The sequence below is a fragment of the Sphingomonas ginsenosidivorax genome, from assembly GCF_007995065.1.
In the GTDB taxonomy this organism is placed as follows: Bacteria; Pseudomonadota; Alphaproteobacteria; order Sphingomonadales; family Sphingomonadaceae; genus Sphingomonas; species Sphingomonas ginsenosidivorax.
On record NZ_VOQR01000001.1, the window covers coordinates 2,394,655 to 2,412,409 of the forward strand.

The 17,755-nt window shown below is 67.9% G+C and carries 11 protein-coding genes; 8 read left to right on the forward strand and 3 right to left on the reverse strand.

What is annotated here, in order from left to right; translation table 11 throughout:
• Positions 1-233 precede the first annotated feature (233 nt).
• Positions 234-1,619: an alpha-amylase family glycosyl hydrolase gene (locus FSB78_RS10745; protein ID WP_147082576.1), complete on the reverse strand. Its 1,386-nt coding sequence runs from the start codon at positions 1,617-1,619 to the stop codon at positions 234-236.
• A complete protein-coding gene (locus FSB78_RS10750) occupies positions 1,619-3,127 on the reverse strand; it encodes an MFS transporter (RefSeq protein ID WP_147082578.1) in 1,509 nt (502 codons plus the stop codon). Before FSB78_RS10750 ends, FSB78_RS10745 begins: the two co-directional genes overlap by 1 nt.
• Positions 3,128-3,256: 129 nt before the next feature.
• Between FSB78_RS10750 and FSB78_RS10755 the strand changes: the two genes are divergently transcribed.
• Positions 3,257-3,937, forward strand: a complete 681-nt coding sequence (locus FSB78_RS10755) for a DUF6445 family protein (RefSeq protein WP_147082580.1) — start codon at positions 3,257-3,259, stop codon at positions 3,935-3,937.
• Positions 3,938-3,948: 11 nt separating this feature from the next.
• Here the strand turns inward: FSB78_RS10755 and FSB78_RS10760 are convergent, their stop codons facing one another.
• Positions 3,949-4,971 (reverse strand): LacI family DNA-binding transcriptional regulator, encoded by a 1,023-nt coding sequence (locus FSB78_RS10760; protein WP_199743168.1) that lies wholly within the window; start codon positions 4,969-4,971, stop codon positions 3,949-3,951.
• A 406-nt stretch (positions 4,972-5,377) separates the two neighbouring features.
• On the opposite strand from FSB78_RS10760, the gene FSB78_RS10765 reads away from it, so the two are divergent.
• The 7 genes from FSB78_RS10765 (at position 5,378) to FSB78_RS10795 (ending at position 17,676) form a co-directional block, all read left to right on the forward strand.
• Positions 5,378-8,116, forward strand: a complete 2,739-nt coding sequence (locus FSB78_RS10765) for a TonB-dependent receptor (protein ID WP_422396729.1) — start codon at positions 5,378-5,380, stop codon at positions 8,114-8,116.
• 85 nt (positions 8,117-8,201) lie between these two features.
• Positions 8,202-9,704: a tryptophan halogenase family protein gene (locus FSB78_RS10770; protein WP_147082582.1), complete on the forward strand. Its 1,503-nt coding sequence runs from the start codon at positions 8,202-8,204 to the stop codon at positions 9,702-9,704.
• Positions 9,701-11,494, forward strand: coding sequence for an alpha-amylase family glycosyl hydrolase (locus FSB78_RS10775; protein ID WP_147082584.1), 1,794 nt, complete (start codon positions 9,701-9,703; stop codon positions 11,492-11,494). The genes FSB78_RS10770 and FSB78_RS10775 overlap by 4 nt, the downstream gene beginning before the upstream one ends.
• Before the next feature lie 5 nt (positions 11,495-11,499).
• Positions 11,500-13,098 carry an alpha-amylase family glycosyl hydrolase gene (locus FSB78_RS10780; protein WP_147082586.1) on the forward strand — a complete coding sequence of 533 codons (1,599 nt, stop codon included), beginning with the start codon at positions 11,500-11,502 and terminating at the stop codon, positions 13,096-13,098.
• Positions 13,095-14,606, forward strand: a complete 1,512-nt coding sequence (locus FSB78_RS10785; protein ID WP_147082588.1) for a tryptophan halogenase family protein — start codon at positions 13,095-13,097, stop codon at positions 14,604-14,606. Before FSB78_RS10780 ends, FSB78_RS10785 begins: the two co-directional genes overlap by 4 nt.
• The gene (locus FSB78_RS10790) at positions 14,603-17,125 is read left to right on the forward strand and encodes a glycoside hydrolase family 31 protein (RefSeq protein WP_147082590.1); all 2,523 of its coding nucleotides are present in this window, start codon (positions 14,603-14,605) and stop codon (positions 17,123-17,125) included. The genes FSB78_RS10785 and FSB78_RS10790 overlap by 4 nt, the downstream gene beginning before the upstream one ends.
• Before the next feature lie 47 nt (positions 17,126-17,172).
• The gene (locus FSB78_RS10795; RefSeq protein ID WP_158638005.1) at positions 17,173-17,676 is read left to right on the forward strand and encodes a TIGR02594 family protein; all 504 of its coding nucleotides are present in this window, start codon (positions 17,173-17,175) and stop codon (positions 17,674-17,676) included.
• Positions 17,677-17,755 lie beyond the last annotated feature (79 nt).

Sequence of the window (17,755 nt, forward strand, 5' to 3'; positions counted from 1 at the left end):
AGCCGTCCGGTGTACAGTAGAAAGGTACAGAGACCACCCCGCGGGATATCAGGCAACCGCGGCTCCCCGCTTTGCTAGGCAGCATGCCTTCGCTGGCAGGTACAGCACCAGCGCTGGCTGAACCACACGCGAAACGGGCTCGCAGCGATCATCTCGTCCGAGCCCCGGCGTAGCTACGAACACGGCCGGCAGGGCTGCATCGATCCGACACGGCCTCCGCCCTAACCTCGGCGTCAGCCGAGGAGCAGCGTGCCCCAGGCCGGCAGGGTGACGGTCTCGCCGGCCCTCAGCGTCACCTTGCGACCGGTGCGGAACTCGACGTAGCGGCCTGCCTGGAGTGCGGTCGGGAAGTTTACCGTCACCGGGGTCTTCGAAAAGTTGAACGCCGCGAACACCTGGTCGTCGCCCTGGCGGCGGACGAAGCTGAAGACCTGTGCGGGCTTGTCGTTCTCGACCTTGATCATCGTCGCGCCCCATTTGCCGTTGGCGAGCGCGCCATGGCCTTTGCGGAACGCGATCAGGTCGCGGTAGAGCGCGTCGAGCCGGCACGGCCTGGACCAGTCGATCGGGTCCTTCTCGAAGAACTTCAGCCGCTTCGGATTGCACGCTTCCTGGCCGTTGTAGATCATCGGGATGCCCTCGCCGATCATCTCCAGCGTGATTGCGGAGTCGAGCATCGGCCCGAACGCCTCGAACTGCGTCTTGTGCCAGGCGTTGATGTCGTGGTTCTCGATCCACAGCATCCGCATCCCCGCCTTGGGCCAGCCCTTTTCGTTCTCGCTGTAATAGCCGTAGAGCGCGGTCGCGTCGGAGGTGCCGGCTGCGATACCCTCCATCGTCTCGTACCATTGCCAGCTATAGGTCGCGTCGAACGCGCGCATCAGCAGGTCGGGCGTCTTCCATTCGGCGAGCATGAACACCGGCCGGATCGCCTCGAGATCGACGCGCACGCCCTCCCAGAAATCGAGCGGGACATAGCCCGCGACATCGGCGCGGTAGCCATCGATGCCGATGTCGCGCACCCAATAGGCCATCGCCTCGGTCATCGCCTTGCGCAGCGCCGGCTTCGAATAATCGAGATCGATGATGTCGGTCCAATCCCACCACGGGGTCGGGTGGAAATCGCCGTGCCAGTCGCGTTTGTACCAGTCGGGATGCTGGGTGACCCAGGCGTGATCCCAGGCGGTGTGGTTGGCGACCCAGTCGAGGATGACGTGGAAGCCCTGCCTGTGCGCGGCGTCGACGAACGCCTTCAGATCGGCCTTGGTGCCGAATTCGGGGTTCACCGCGGTATAGTCGCGCACCGAATAGGGGCTGCCGAGCGTGCCCTTGCGGTTCTTCGCGCCGATCGGCTGGACCGGCATAAGCCAGAGGATGTCGACGCCGAGTGTCTTCAGCCGCGGCAGCTCGGCCTGCGCCGCGCGGAACGTGCCTTCCCGGGTGAACTGGCGGGTGTTGATCTGGTAGATCACCGCGTCCTTCGCCCAAGGCGCGTTCTGCAGCGTCACATAGGGGCGCGGCGCATAGTCCGCCTCGGTCCGCTGGTCGATCGGCGGGCGCTGGGCGAGCGCGGGGGTTGCGGCGAGGGCAAGCGACAGGGCGGCGGCGAGAGCGCGCATCAGGATACTCCATCCTTGGTTTCGGGCACGCGCAGCATCGCCAGCGCGGCAATTCCCAGCACGATCGCGGCGAACGCCATCGTCCAGATCGGTTCGGTCGGGAAGAACGCCTTCAGCACCGACCCCATCACCGTCGCGACGAGCAGCTGCGGGATGACGATGAAGACGTTGAACAGGCCCATATAGATGCCGAGCTTCGCCTGCGGCAGGCTGGAGGCGAGGATCGCATAGGGCATGGCGAGGATCGACGCCCAGGCGATGCCGACGCCGATCTCGCTGAGGATCAGCAGCATCGGATCGCGCACCACGAGGAAGCTCGCAAAGCCCGCCGCGCCGCACAGCAGGCACGCGATATGCGTCTTCACGCGCCCGATCCGCGCGGCGAGGCGCGGCAGGATCAGCAAGGCGGCAACCGCGGCGACCGCGTTGTAGACCGCGAACAGCACGCCGACCCAGTCGCCACCGGCGTTGTAGGCCGCGCTGGTCGGGTCGCTCGACCCGTACATATACTGCGCGACCACCGGCGTGGTGAAGATCCACATGATGAACAGCGCCGACCAGCTGAAGAACTGCGCGAGCGCGAGCCGCTTCATGACGAGGGGCATGCCGGCGAAGTCGCCGACGATCGCGCTGAGCGCGTTGTCAGGGTTGTTTCCGCGCGCGAGGCGGATCGCCGCGATGCTCGCCGCGCCGTACGCGACCAGCAGCGCACCGAGCAGATAGACTTCCTTCTGCAGGGCCAGCTCGGGCACCGCGACGATCACCGCGACGCCGGCGGCGATCCAGGCGAGGCTGCGGCCGAAGCTGCGCGTGGCGAGCGCACGGACGGGCTGCATCGCCACCTCGTCGCGGTCGGCGAACGCTGCCATCTGGTCCGGGCTGTATTCCTTCGTGTTGCCGATCGTCCACAGCACGGCGAGCAGCAGCGCGGCGCCGCCGAACCAGAAGCTGTAGCGCACCGTGTCGGGCACGCCGGACAGCGCGTCGCCCGACACGCCCAAATGGCCGAGCACGAAGGGGAAGATCGAGCCGACGACCGCGCCGACACCGATGAACATCGTCTGCAGCGCATAGCCGGCGGTATGCTGGTCCTTGCGCAGCATGTCGCCGACGAACGCGCGGAACGGCTCCATCGCGACGTTGATCGAGGCGTCGAGCACCCACAGGGTGACCGCGGCGAGCCACAGGACCCGCGCCTCGGGCATCACGAACAGCGCCAGCGCCGCGAGCACTGCGCCGGCGAAGAAATAGGGCCGGCGCCGCCCGAAGCGGGTCCAGGTGCGGTCGCTGTAATGGCCGATGATCGGCTGGATCAGCAGCCCGGTCAGCGGGGCCGCCACCCAGAGATAGGACAGGTCGTCGAGCGACCCGCCAAGCGTCTGAAAGATGCGGCTCATATTGGCGTTCTGGAGCGCGAAGCCGATCTGGATGCCGAAAAAGCCGAAGCTGATGTTCCACAGGCCGTCAAAGCCCTGGACTGGTTTCTCGGTCACGACGCGACTCCCCATGGTCGCCGTGTAACGCCCGGCGTTCCTGGCGGACAGGCGTGCAGAGAAGCGGCGGCGCGCACAACCATGCATACGAATGTCGCGGCGATTATGTTGCGGGACCGGGCCTCGGTGCGGCAAGGCAGCACGATGAGCGATCCGGCGAAGACGACCGTGCAGTATCTGGGGGCGGAACGCCGCCCGCTGATCGCGATCGACGAGTTCTGGTCCGATCCCGACGCGCTGCGCGAGGATGCGGCGAGCCTGCGGATGGGCGCGATCGGCCCGCATTATCCGGGCGTGCGCGCCGAGGTGCCGGTGCGCCTCGCCGAGACGATGCGCCGCCGGATCGCGCCTCTGCTCGCCGAGCATTTCGGTCTCGACCCTGCACCGGCCGTGTCGGAGGCCTATTATTCGCTGGTCACCACCGCGCCCGCCGATCTGGGCCCGATCCAGCGGCTGCCGCATTTCGACGGGGTCGAGGCGCGGCGGATCGCGGTGCTGCTGTTCCTGGGGCATGGCGAAAAGGGCGGCACCGCCTTCTACCGCCAGCGCGACACCGGGTTCGAAAGCGTCGACGCCTCGCGACTCGACCGGTTCAGGACCGCGCTTGAGGCCAGCGTCGCGACGCATGGGCTGCCCGAAGCCGCGTATATTGCGGGCGACACGCCACTGTACGAACGGATCGCAGTGCAACCCGGCCGCTTCAACCGCGCGCTCGTCTATGCGGGCAACACGCTCCACTGCGCCGACCTGCCGCCGGACGTGACGCTCAGTGCCGATCCGCTCGTCGGGCGCCTGACGCTCAACCTGTTCCTGTTCGACGACTGAGCGCCGGGGGCTCAGCCCCCGCTGCTCGCGCGCACGACGAGGCGGGTCGGCAGCGGCGCGGCGTCGACCGTCTCGCCGCGCAGATGCGCGAGCAACTGCGCGACCAGCGCCTCGCCGGCGCGGCGCGAATCCTGCGCGACGGTCGAGAGCGGCGGGCTGGTCAGTTGCGCCGAGGGGAGATCGTCGAACCCGACGATCGCGACGTCGCCAGGTACCGAGCGTCCAACGCCGGCGAGTGCCCGCATCGCGCCGATCGCGATACTGTCGCTGGCCGCGAATACCGCATCGAACGCGACGTCGCGACGGAGCAGGTCCTCCATCGCCTGCTGCCCCGCATCCTCGTCGGTGATCGAATCGACCTGCAGCCGCGCATCGGGCGCGAGGCCGGCTGCCGCCAGCGCGTCGCGGTAGCCGCGATAGCGTTCCTCGAGCTCGGGATAGCGTCCGTCCGCGGTGCCGAGGAAGGCGATCCTTCGCCGTCCGCCTTCGGTCAGGTGCGAAACCGCCGCCTCGCCCCCGCCGCGGTTGTCCGAGCCGACCGTGATTCCTGCCGGCCCCGTCGCCACTGCGCCCCAGCGCACGACATGCGTCCCCTGTTCGGTCAGGTGGTCGAGCCGGTCGCGATACGCCTCGTAATCGCCGTAACCGAGCAGGATGATCCCGTCCGCCTTGCGGCTGTCCTGGTAATCGACATGCCAGTCGCCCGACAGCTGCTGGAACGAGATCAGCAGGTCATAGCCGGCGCGCGCGCTGGCATGCGTGATCGACCCCAGCATCGACAGGAAGAACGGATTGATCGTCGCATCGTCCGCCGCGACCTCTTCGAAAAAGAGCAGCGCCAGCGTGTTCGACGCCTGGCTGCGCAGCGACGAGGCATTCTTGTCGACCGCGTAATGCAGACTGCGCGCGATCGCCTCGATCCGCGCGCGCGTCTGCGCATTGACCGACTTCACCCCGCGCAGTGCGCGCGACACCGTCGGCTGCGACACCCCTGCCAGCTGCGCGATATCGAACGAGGTCGGTCGCTTGCCCATCGTCAGCGCGACCGCCGACGCGACACAAAGGACACAGTCGGGGCGGGAGCGACCGGCATAGCTCCTGAATACGTATGCTCGTCTCTTTTGCAACGACCCTGCCGGAAATATAGCCGGGGTGGGACAATCGACGCGCAGCAACGACGTCGAGGACACTGAATTTCTGGTCGAGGATGCGCGGATTTCCGCCGCCGAAGGGGACATTATGAACAATCTTGCTACGCGCATCATCGGCGCACCGGTCGACGCGACCGCTGGCCTTTCCGCCTCTGGCCGGCTGGCGCTGCGCGTCAGCGCGACCGCGCTCGTCGCCGCGATGATCCTGCCGGGCCAGGCCGCGTTCGCGCAGGCCACCTCGCCGAACACGCCGACCGCGAACCCGACCGCCCCCGCGCAGATCGATGCGATGCCGACGACGCCCTCGCCGACGCCGGAGCCCGCCGAGCCCGCGCCCCCCGAGGCCGCCGCCACCACCAACGGCGACGCCGACATCGTCGTCACCGGCATCCGCGCCTCGCTCGCCTCGTCGGCCAAGATCAAGCGCGAGTCCGTCCTGATTGTCGACTCGGTCTCCGCCGAAGACGTCGGCAAGCTGCCCGACGTGTCGATCGCCGACTCGCTCGCACGCCTTCCCGGCGTCACCGCGCAGCGTCTCGAGGGTCGCGACCAGCGCCTGTCGATCCGCGGCCTCGGCCCCGACTTCTCGACCACGCTGCTGAACGGCCGCGAACAGGTCACCGTCGGCGACAACCGCGGCGTCGAGTACGACCAGTATCCGTCGGAATTCTTTCGCAACGTCAACGTCTACAAGTCCGCGGACGCGTCGCTGATCGCGGCGGGCATCTCGGGCACGGTCGACCTGCGCATGCTGCGCCCGCTCGAACAGTCGGGCCGGATCTTCGCGATCAACGCGCGCGGCCAGATGAACGGCATCGACAACCTCAACCCGGATTCGTCGCGCTACGGCTATCGCGCGTCGGCGACCTATGTCGACAAGTTCCTCGACAACACGCTGGGCATCGCGATCGGCGTGTCCGCGACGCAGGCGCCGTCGCAGAACGAGCGCTACAACGCCTGGGGTTATGCCGGCAGCGGCACCGCCGCCTCGCCGTTCGTGCTCGGCGGCGCCAAGCCCTATGTCCAGTCGAACGAGCTCAAGCGCTACGGCGCGGTCGGCACGGTCGAATGGGCGCCGTCGGACAATTTCCACTCGACCTTCGACGCGCTCTATTCGCATTTCGAGGAAACCCAGCTGCTGCGCGGCATCGAGTTCCCGCTCGGCTTCTCCGATCCGGCGCAGAGCGGCCTGACCGTCGCCGACGGCTTCGCGACCGCGACGACCTTCACCAACGTGTTCGCGGTGCAGCGCAACGACTATAACCAGCGCAAGGCGGAGAACCTGTCGCTCGGCTGGAACAACGACCTCAAGCTGACCGACAGCATCCACTTCAACGTCGATGCGAGCTGGAGCCGCGCGACGCGCACCGACTTCCTGCTCGAGACCAACACCGGCACCGGCTTCGGCAAGAGCGGCGTCGCCGACCGCGTCACGGTGACGAAGAACGGCAACGGCACCTACAAGATCGTGCCGACGCTCGACTATACCAACACCAACACCTTCAAGCTCACCGACCCGCAGGGGTGGGGCAACAACGGCACGACCGCGGTGGTCCAGGCCGGCTTCCTCAACCAGCCGAGCTTCAAGGACGACCTCAAGTCGCTCCGCGCCAGCCTGAACGGCGAGTTCGAGGGCAGCATCGTCAAGGGCTGGGAAGCCGGCGCCAACTATAGCCGTCGCGAGAAGACCAGCGCCTACAAGTCCTATTTCCTGTGCCCCAAGGGCGCGGGCACGGGCTGCACCGTCACCAGCGGCACGCCGACCAGCCTGGCGGTCCCCGCCGACGCGCTGCTCGGCAAGAACGTCGCGCTCGACTATCTCGGCATCCCCGCGATGCTGACCTATGATCCGCTCGCCGTCTACGCGAACGCGCTGACCCCGGCGTTCGACAACCGGCCGTCGGCGCTGGTCCGCGACAACCGCGTGATCGAGAACGTCTATACCGGCTATGCCAAGCTCAACATCGACGGCGAGCTGGGCGGCAAGGCGCTGAAGGGCGCGCTCGGCGTGCAGGTCATCCGCTCCGACCAGCGCTCGGTCGGGCAGATCGCCAGCGTCGTGAACAGCGTGGTCACGATCGCCCCCGCCGACCAGACCGAGAAGTACACCGATATCCTCCCCTCGGGCACGATGTCGGTCGAGCTGATCGACGGCGGCTATGTGAAGCTGGGCGCGTCGCAGACGATGGTCCGTCCGCGTCTCGACCAGGAGCGCGTGACGCAGGACGTCAGCATCAACCTGCCCAACATCGGTCGTACCCCCGCCGGTCTGTTCCCGGTCTTCTCCTCGACCGGCGGCAACGTCGCGCTGCGGCCGTACAAGTCGATCAACATGGATATCTCGACCGAGAAGTATTTCGACGGCGGCGGCTATGTCGCACTGTCAGGCTATTTCAAGCGACTGACCGACTTCGTCGACCCGAACAACACCTATGCGTTCGACTTCACGTCGCTGCTGGGCGCGCTTACCCCGGCGCAGCGCGCGACGGTGCTCGCCGCGGGCCAGAACATCGGCAACGTCAGCGCCCCTGCCAACACCGGTCGCGGCGAAGTGCTGGGCGTCGAGGCCACGCTGTCGCTGCCGTTCAAGAAGCTCACCAGCGCACTCGACGGGTTCGGGATGTTCGCCAGCGGCAACTACACCGACTCGACGATCAAGTTCGCCAACTCGCCCGAGCCGATCACGCTGCCCGGCCTGTCCAAGTGGACCGGCAGCGGCACGGTGTATTTCGAGAAATGGGGCTTCCAGGCGCGCGCCAACTATCGCTACCGCTCGTCGTTCCTGGCGGAGGTCGCAGGCCTGTCGGCAACGCCGACCTATCGCACCGCCAAGGCGGAGGGCATTCTCGATGCTCAGATCGGCTACGAGTTCCAGGAAGGCGTCCTGCGCGGCTTCTCGATCCTGGCTCAGGCCAAGAACCTGACCGATCGTCCGTTCGTCACCTACCAGAACAACGATCCGCGCCAGGTCATCGACTATCAGCGCTATGGCCGCGACTATTATATCGGCCTGACCTACAAGTTCTGATCTCGTCTTGGGGCGGTCTTCGGGCCGCCCCTTATGACGAGAGCGGGAATCATGGCCTGAAATCGGCGAACCGGGAGCGCAGATCATGGCAAGACCTCTACGGATCGTCATCGCGGGCGGCGGTACCGCCGGATGGATGGCGGCCGCGACCTTCGCCCGGTTCCTCGAAACCGGGTTCGACATCGACCTGATCGAATCCGACGCGATCGGCACGGTCGGCGTCGGCGAGGCAACGATCCCGCAGATCCGCCTGTTCAACGACGCGCTGGGGCTCGACGAGGACGCGTTCCTTCGCGCGACCGGCGGCACGTTCAAGCTCGGCATCGAATTCGTCGACTGGCACCGCAAGGGCTCGCGTTACATGCACGCGTTCGGCGATGTCGGGCGCGACGTCGGGCTTCTCCCCTTCCATCAATACTGGCTCCGTGCGCGCGCGCTCGGGCTGGCGGGCGACCTGTCCGCCTATTCGCTCAACACGCAGGCAGCGCTTGCCGAGCGGATGCAGCGCGGCCCCGCGCGCACCGCGCAGGTGCTGCCGGGCATGCCCTATGCCTATCATTTCGACGCAGCGCTCTATGCCCGCCACCTGCGCCGCTATGCCGAGACGCGCGGGGTCAACCGGATCGAAGGCAAGATCACGCGCGTCACGCGCGACGGCGAGAGCGGCGACGTGTCGGGGCTGGTGCTGGAAGACGGCACGACCGTCAGCGCCGACCTCTATATCGACTGCACCGGGTTTCGCGGTCTGTTGATCGAGGAGGCGCTGGAGACCGGGTACGAGGACTGGACGCAGTGGCTGCCGTGCGACCGCGCGGTCGCGGTGCCTTCGGCGCGCAGTGCGGCGTTCACGCCCTATACGCGGTCGACCGCGCACGCCGCCGGCTGGCAGTGGCGGATCCCGCTCCAGCATCGCACCGGCAACGGCGTGGTCTTCTCGTCCGCGCACATGAGCGAGGACGAGGCGACCGCGACGTTGCTTGCCGGGCTAGACGGCGAGGCGATGGCCGAGCCGCGCACCATCACCTTCCGCACCGGCAAGCGCCGCCGGATGTGGAACCGCAACGTCGTCGCATTGGGCCTCGCCGCGGGGTTCATGGAACCGCTGGAATCGACCAGCATCCACCTGATCCAGTCCGCGGTCTCGCGGCTGCTGACGCTATTGCCCGGGCAGACGATTTCCGAGGTCGATCGCGCCGAGTTCAATCGGCAGAGCGACTTCGAATGGAGCCGCATCCGCGACTTCATCATCCTGCATTACAAGGCGACCGAGCGCGACGACACCGCGTTCTGGCGCCAGTGCCGTGACATGGCGGTGCCCGACACGCTCGCCGCCAAGATCGCGCTGTGGCAGGCCAACGGCCATATCGTGCGTGAGCGCGAGGAGCTGTTCGCCGAGGTCGGCTGGCTGCAGGTGCTGGCCGGCCAGGGCCTCGTGCCGCGCGGCCACCATCCGCTCGCCGACGCGATATCCCCTTCCGACCTGGGTGAATTCATGGACATGATCGACAAGCTGAACGCGCGCGAAGTGGCGCAGATGCCGAGCCACGCGGCATTCGTGGCGCAGCATTGCGCGGCCCCCGCCGCATGAGCATCGCCGCCATCCTGCTCGCGCTGTCTACGCCCGCCGTCCCCATCGCGGACGTGCGCAGCCGGCTGCCCGAGGACGAGATCATCTATTTCGTGCTGCCCGACCGGTTCGAGAACGGAAATCCCGCCAACGACCAGGGCGGTCGATCGGGGGATCGGCTCAAGACCGGATACGACCCGACGTCCAAGGGCTTCTATCACGGTGGCGACCTGAAGGGCCTGACCGACCGTCTCGATTATATCCAGGCGCTGGGCGCGACCGCGATCTGGGTCGCGCCGATCTTCGAGAACAAGCCGGTCCAGGGCGCGCCCGGTCACGAGAGCGCCGGCTATCACGGCTATTGGATCACCGACTTCACGCGCGTCGACCCGCATTTCGGCACCGATGCCGAGTTCAGGACACTGGTCGATGCAGCCCACGCGCGGGGCATGAAGGTCTATATGGACATCATCGCCAACCACACCGCGGACGTGATCCAGTACCGCGAATGCGTTGGCAAACCGTGCGGCTATCGCAGCAAGGCCGACTATCCGTACGCGCGGCGCGGCGGGGTCGGCGGCGCGGCGATCAATCCGGGGTTCCGGGGCGACGCCGTCCAGACGCCCGAGAATTTCGCCAAGCTGACCGACCCGTCCTCTGCCTATACACCGTTCGTGCCCGCGGCGGAGCGGCAGGTGAAGGTGCCGGCCTGGCTCAACGACCCCCGGTTCTATCACAATCGCGGCGATTCGACCTTTTTGGGCGAGTCCGCACGGTTCGGCGATTTTTCCGGGCTCGACGACCTGATGACCGAGGACCCGCGCGTCGTCGACGGGTTCATCGCGATCTATGGCGGGTGGATCGACCGGTTCGGGATCGATGGCTATCGCATCGACACCGCACGCCATGTGAACCCCGAATTCTGGCGGGCGTTCGTCCCCGCGATGCAGGCGCGTGCCGCCGCGCGCGGCATCCCCAATTTCCACGTCTTTGGCGAGGTCTATTCGGAGGCGGTCGACCCCGGCTACACCGCGCAATATACGCGTCGTGACAAGCTGCCAGCGGTGCTTGACTTCTCGTTCCAGGCCGCGGCGCGCGCGCTGCTGTCGGGCAAGGCAGGCACCGATGTCTTCGAACGCTGGATCAATGGCGACGTGCTGTACGAGGGCGGCGAAGCGGCCGCGCTGCGCCTGCCGACGTTCCTCGGCAACCACGACATGGGGCGGATCGGCCACATGCTCGACGCGGCCTGGCCGCAGGCGAGCGAGGCCGAGCGGCTGCAGCGCCTGACGCTGGCGCACGTCCTGCTGCTGTCGGCGCGCGGCGTGCCGACGATCTATTCGGGCGACGAGCAGGGCTTCACCGGCGACGGCAACGACCAGGATTCCCGCGAGGATCTGTTCGCGAGCAAGGTCGCGAGCTACAACGACAACCGCCTGGTCGGGACCACGACGACGACCGCGACCGCGCATTTCGGGCGGGACAATCCGATCTTCTCGACGATCGCGATGCTGTCGAAGCTGCGGCGCGATCACGCCCAGCTGCGACACGGCCGCACGATGCTGCGTTTCGCGTCGGACAAGCCCGGCCTGCTCGCCTTCACGCGTGGCGACGATGATGGCCGCGAGATCCTCGTCGCGATCAACACGAGCAATGCCCCGGTCGAGCAGAACGTCGCGGTGGGCGACCGGTCCGCCAAGTTCGTCGCGCTCGCCGGCACCTGTCCCGCGCGCGGTTCCGCGCCGGGCACCGTACGGATCAGCCTTCCCCCCCTCGGTTACGCGATCTGCGGCGCCCTCCCCAGCGAATGAGACCCATGACCGACACCGACACGACGCCCTGGTGGCAGGGCGCGACGATTTATCAGATCTATCCGCGCAGCTTCGCGGATTCGAACGGCGACGGCATCGGCGACCTGAACGGCATCACCGCGCATCTCGATCACGTCGCGTCGCTGGGGGTGGATGCGGTGTGGCTGTCGCCCTTCTTCACTTCGCCGATGAAGGATTTCGGCTATGACGTGTCGGATTACCGCGACGTCGACCCGATCTTCGGCACGCTCGCCGATTTCGACGCGCTGATCGCGCGCGCGCACGCGCTGGGGCTGAAGATCGTCATCGACCAGGTCTATTCGCACACCTCGGACGAGCATCCCTGGTTCGCCGCCAGCCGCGCCAGCCGATCGGGCGACAAGGCGGACTGGTATGTCTGGGCCGATGCCAAGCCCGACGGCAGCCCGCCGAGCAACTGGCAGTCGGTGTTCGGCGGCCCCGCCTGGACCTGGGACGCGCGCCGCCAGCAATATTACCTCCACAATTTCCTGAAGGAACAGCCGCAGCTCAACGGCCACAATCCGGCGGTGCAGGACGAGCTGATCGCGACCGCGAAATTCTGGCTCGATCGCGGCGTCGACGGCTTCCGCCTCGACGCGATCAATTTCGCGATGCACGATCCCGCGCTGCGCGATAACCCGCCCGCGCCTGCGACCAACCGCCCGCGCACGCGGTCGTTCGACTTCCAGCTGAAGCAGTTCAACCAGAGCCACGCCGATATCGTCGGGTTCATCGAACGCATCCGCGCGTTGCTGGACGACTATGGCGCGCGCTTCACCGTCGCCGAGATCGGCGGCGACGACAGCGACCGCGAGATGAAGCTGTTCACTGCGGGCAACACCCGTCTCAACAGCGCGTACGGCTTCAACTTCCTCTATGCCGACCGCCTGACCCCCGATCTGGTCGCGGACGCGGTCGGCAACTGGCCCGACACGCCCGGCATCGGCTGGCCGAGCTGGGCGTTCGAGAACCACGACGCGCCGCGCGCGGTGTCGCGCTGGACTAGCCCCGAGCACGCGCCCGGCTTCGCGCGGATGAAGATGCTGCTGCTCGCCTGCCTGCGCGGCAACATCTTCCTGTATCAGGGCGAGGAGCTCGGCCTGCCGCAGGTCGATATCGCGTTCGAGGACCTGCTCGACCCCGAGGCGATCGCGAACTGGCCGCTGACGCTGTCGCGCGACGGCGTGCGCACGCCGATGCCGTGGGTCGGCGCGGCGCCCGATCTGGGCTTCGGCCATGACAAGCCCTGGCTGCCGTTCGGCGAGACGCACCGTGCGCTCGCGGTCGACGTCGCGGAGGCCGATGCGGGCTCGCTGCTGCACTGGACGCGGACGCTGATCGCCGCGCGGAAGCGCCATCCGGCGCTGCGGCTCGGCAGCCTGGCCATCGTCCACAGCGACGATGCGCTGATCACGTTCGAACGGACCGGGGGGGATGAGACGTTGCTGTGCGTGTTCAACCTCGGCGACGACGCGCGGGCCTGGCCCGAGGCGCTTGCCACGGACGGGACCGTGCTGTTCGAGGCAGGCGGCGCGGACGTGCGCGTGATGCCGCCGCTGTCCGGGCTGGTGCTGCGCCGGTGACCGAGCCCCGCGCCAGTCATGTCGTGATCCTCGGCGGCGGCACCGCCGGCTGGATCGCGGCGTGCCTGATCGCGCAGCGCTGGCGCGACGCGCGCGTGACAATGATCGAAAGCCCCGAGATCGGCATCGTCGGCGTCGGCGAAGGATCGACGCCGCAGCTGAAGCACCTGTTCGACACGCTGGGGATCGCCGAAGCCGAATGGATGCCGGCGTGCGACGCGACCTACAAGCTTGGTATCGGGTTCGAGGGCTGGTCGGACCGCGCCGGGTACGAGCGCTATTTCCATCCCTTCCCCAGCGCGCTCGACGTCCACACCGCGGGGCAGTTCTTCTACCACGCGCGGGCACGGCGCACCGGGCGCGACGTCGACGCGCATCCCGATCGCTTCCTGCTCCCTGCCCGCCTCGCGGCAGCGGCGCGCGGGCCGCACCCGGATCCGTCCTTTCCGTTCGAGGTCAGCTACGGCTATCATTTCGACGCGCACAAGATCGGCGCGTTCCTCGCGCGCCATGCGACCGAAACACTCGGCGTCGTCCATCTGCAACGCCGCATCGCTGAGATCGAGCGGTCCGCCGACGGTGACGTCGCGGGGTTAGTGGATGCGGATGGCGAGCGGATCACGGGCGACCTCTTCGTCGACAGCAGCGGGTTTCGCAGCATGATCCATAGCGCGCTCGAGGTGCCGTTCGTCAGCTATGCCGATGCGCTGTTCAACGATCGCGCGGTCGTCATGCCGACGCCGCGCGCCGCCGGCGAGGCCGTGCCCAGCCAGACGCGCGCCACTGCGCTGTCCGCCGGCTGGGCCTGGCACATCCCGCTGACGACGCGCGACGGCAACGGCTATGTCTATTCCAGCCGGCACCTCTCGGAAGGCGAGGCGGAGGCGGAGCTGCGCGCGCATCTGGGTGCCGAAGCCGGCGACGCACGCCACCTGAAATTCCGGATCGGCCGGGTCCGCGACAGCTGGTCGCACAATGCGCTCGCGGTCGGGCTGGCACAGGGATTCCTCGAACCGCTCGAGGCGACCGCGCTGCATCTCGTCATCGCGACGGTCGAGGCGTTCCTCGACATGGTCGACGCGAGCGGCGCGACGCCCGAGACCCGCACCGCGTTCAACACGCGGATCGCCGCGCGCTATGACGGCGTACGCGACTATATCGTCGCGCATTACCGGCTGAACCAGCGCCACGACGACCCGACCGGCTATTGGGCGCAGGCGCGCGCGATCGACGCGCTGTCGGACGATGTGAAGGCGCTGATGTCCGCTTGGTTCACCGGCGCCGACCTGACCGCGGTCATCGACCGTGCCGGGCTGTCGCGCTATTATTCGGCGATCAGCTGGCACTGCCTGATGGCAGGCTATGGCACCTTCCCCGACGATGCCCGGCTGGTGCCGCCCGGCCCCGATATCGACCCCGTCGACATGCCCCGCATCGACGATTTCCTGAACCGCTGCGCGCTGAATTTCCGGCCGCACGCCCCCTACTCCCCCGAGGATGCCGCATGACCCTGACCGCTCTCCTGCTCGCCGCGACCGCCATCGGCGCCACCCCGCCCATGCAGCAAACCCAGGCGCAGACCGCTCCCGCCGCCGCGCCCACGCTGACGCCGCGCAGCGACGGCGTCGAGGTGCGCGCCGGTGCGACGATGATGCGCGTCACCGCGATGACCGACGGACTGATCCGCGTGCGCGTGGCCAAGGACGGCGTCTATGCCGAGGATGCCAGCTGGGCGGTGTCCGCCGAACTGCGCCGCCGCAAGGCCGCGGTCACCGCGACGCCCGACGGCTTCACCACCGCCAGCGTCCGCGTGCGGATCGGCGCGGGGGGCGCGGTGACGTTCGAGACGCTCGACGGCCGGGTCATCTCCGCGGATGCCGCCGCGCCGCGGGTAGACGGCACGGCGTTCACGATCGCCAAGACACTGCCGATCGCCGAGCATGTCTATGGCATGGGCGACAAGACGCAGGGGCTCGACCGCCGCGGCCACGGCTTCGTCGACTGGAACACCGACGCATTCGGGTTCAGCAGCGCGGACGACCCCATCTACAAGTCGATCCCGTTCTTCATCGGCACGGGCGCGGGCGGCGCGAGCGGGGGCGGCAGCTACGGCATCCTGCTCGACAACAGCTATCGCACCTGGTTCGACTTCGGCCATCGCGATGCCGAGACGCTCTCGTTCGGCGGCCCCGACGGTCCGATCGACTATTATTTCATCGCAGGGCCGTCGATCGCCGAAGTTACACGGCGCTATGCCGACCTGACCGGGCATGCGCCGCTCGCGCCGAAATGGGCGCTCGGCTATCAGCAGTCTCGCTACAGCTATGGCTCGGCCGACGAGGTTCGCCAGATCGCCGCGCGGCTGCGCGCCGACCGCGTGCCGACCGACGTGATCTGGCTCGACATCGGCTATCAGGACCGCAACCGGCCGTTCACGACCGACGCCAAGACCTTCCCCGACCTGCCCAAGCTGGCGACCGAGATGAAGGCTGACGGGATCAAGCTGGTCGCGATCACCGATCTGCACATCGCCAAGGTCGACAGCGGCTACGCCCCCTATCAGGACGGCATGAAGGCCGACGCGTTCATCAAGAACGCCGACGGCACCCCCTATGTCGCGCCGGTCTGGCCCGGCCCGTCTGTGTTCCCCGACTTCACCAAGACCGCGGCGCGGACCTGGTGGGGCACGCAGTACAAGGGGTTCCTTGACGCGGGGATCGCCGGATTCTGGAACGATATGAACGAGCCGGCGATCTTCGAGACGCCGACCAAGACGATGCCGCTCGACACGCGCCACCGCATCGACAGCGACGATTTCGCGTCCCGCGTGACCGATCACCGCGAGGCGCACAACGTCTATGGCATGCTCAACACCCGCGCGACCTATGACGGCCTGCTGAAGCTGCGCCCCGACGAGCGTCCCTTCGTGATGACGCGCGCCAGCTATGCCGGCGGGCAGCGTTACGCCGTCACCTGGACGGGCGACAACAGTGCGACCTGGGATCATCTGAAGCTGTCGGTGCAGCAGATCATCAACCTCGGCCTGTCGGGCTTCGGCTACAGCGCCGCCGACGTCAGCGGGTTCGCAGGGGGCCCGAGTCCCGACCTGCTCACCCGCTGGACCGAGATCGGCGCGTTCACGCCGGTGTTCCGCAACCATTCGGCGACCGGCACGCCGCGCGTCGAGCCCTGGGTCGACGGCCCCGACCATCTCGCGATCCGTCGCCGCTTCATCGAGGAGCGGTATCGGCTGATGCCGTATTTCTACGCGCTGGCGGATCAGAACAGCCGGCTCGGCGACCCGATCATGCGACCGGTCTTCTACGACTATCCGTCCGCGATGACCGCGTCGTGCGACCAGTCGATGGCGTTCACGCTCGGCAAGTCGCTGCTGATCGCGCCCCCGCCCAAGCCCGAATCGCCGCAGGTCTACGACGTCTGCCTGCCGGCCGGCGGCTGGTATGACTATTGGACCGGCCAGCGCGTCGGCACCCCCGAGCCTGCCGCGGCCGGACCGATCCAGTCGGCGACGCAAGCCGTACCGACCGCGCGGTCGTTCGGCGACCGCGTGATCGAGACGCCGCGGCTCGACCACCTGCCGGTGTTCGTCCGCGCGGGCACGATCCTGCCGCGCCAGCCTTTGGTCCAGAGCACGAGCGAGACGCCGACCGGCCCGCTGACGCTCGACGTCTATCCCGGCGCGGACTGCAGCGGCACGCTGTACGAGGACGACGGCGTCAGCCTCGCCTATGCGCGCGGCCGCTATTTCCGGCAGGCGATCCGCTGCGAGGTCGTCGGGAACCGGATGACGATCAGCTTCGCCAAGCCCCAGGGCAACCACACGCCGTGGTGGCGGAGTGTCGCCGTCACGGTGCACGACTGGACCGGCACCGGCACCGCGACCGTCAAGGGCAAGCGCGTCGCGAACACGACCGACAGCGCGGCCAGGACGTCGACGATCGTCCTGAAGGCGCCTACCACGCCGACCGCGATCGTCATCGACCGCGCGGGCGCAGCGTCGCAGTAATCCCGGCGGGGCGCCGTTCGCCCGGGTCGGGCGGATAGGAGATCGGCGTGCCGAAGGAACCCGGATGGCTGGTGGACGCAAGGCGCCGGCTCGGCACCAGGGAAGCCGCCGGATCGGCGAACAGTCCGACCATTCTCGGCTGGGCCAAGCGGCTCGGCACGAGGGTGCTCGGAATGATCTACAACGCCGACAGCGTTCCCTGGTGCGGGGTGTTCGTCGCCGACTGCCTGCAACAGGACGGCATCGTGCCCGCCGCGATCGCGGTGCGCGCGACGTCGTGGTCGGCATGGGGACAGGCGCTCCGCCCCGAACGGCTCGCGCCCGGCGCCGTCCTCGTGTTCGCGCGCCCCGGGGGCGGCCATGTCGGCTTCTATATCGGCGAGGACCCGACCGCCTATCATGTCCTCGGCGGCAATCAGGGGGATGCGGTCACCATCGCCCGGGTTGCGAAGGCGCGGTGCATCGCGCGACGCTGGCCAGCGGGGCGGCCAGTCATCGGCAAGCCGGTCCAACGCGCGGCACGGACGCCGATCTCCAACGACGAAGCGTAGGCCCTCTCCCGCCCCGCCGCGCTCAGGCCGGCATGGTCGCCCGACCAAAGGCTGCGTCGGTCGTCCATAGGTCGCGTAG

Coding starts and splice junctions, on each gene's coding strand:
- FSB78_RS10775 (WP_147082584.1), top strand. CDS start 9,701: ATGAGCATCGCCGCCATCCTGCTCGCGCTGTCTACGCCCGCCGTCCCC.
- FSB78_RS10765 (WP_422396729.1), top strand. CDS start 5,378: ATGCCGACGACGCCCTCGCCGACGCCGGAGCCCGCCGAGCCCGCGCCC.
- FSB78_RS10790 (WP_147082590.1), top strand. CDS start 14,603: ATGACCCTGACCGCTCTCCTGCTCGCCGCGACCGCCATCGGCGCCACC.
- FSB78_RS10760 (WP_199743168.1), bottom strand. CDS start 4,971: ATGGGCAAGCGACCGACCTCGTTCGATATCGCGCAGCTGGCAGGGGTG.
- FSB78_RS10755 (WP_147082580.1), top strand. CDS start 3,257: ATGAGCGATCCGGCGAAGACGACCGTGCAGTATCTGGGGGCGGAACGC.
- FSB78_RS10750 (WP_147082578.1), bottom strand. CDS start 3,127: ATGGGGAGTCGCGTCGTGACCGAGAAACCAGTCCAGGGCTTTGACGGC.
- FSB78_RS10770 (WP_147082582.1), top strand. CDS start 8,202: ATGGCAAGACCTCTACGGATCGTCATCGCGGGCGGCGGTACCGCCGGA.
- FSB78_RS10745 (WP_147082576.1), bottom strand. CDS start 1,619: ATGCGCGCTCTCGCCGCCGCCCTGTCGCTTGCCCTCGCCGCAACCCCC.
- FSB78_RS10780 (WP_147082586.1), top strand. CDS start 11,500: ATGACCGACACCGACACGACGCCCTGGTGGCAGGGCGCGACGATTTAT.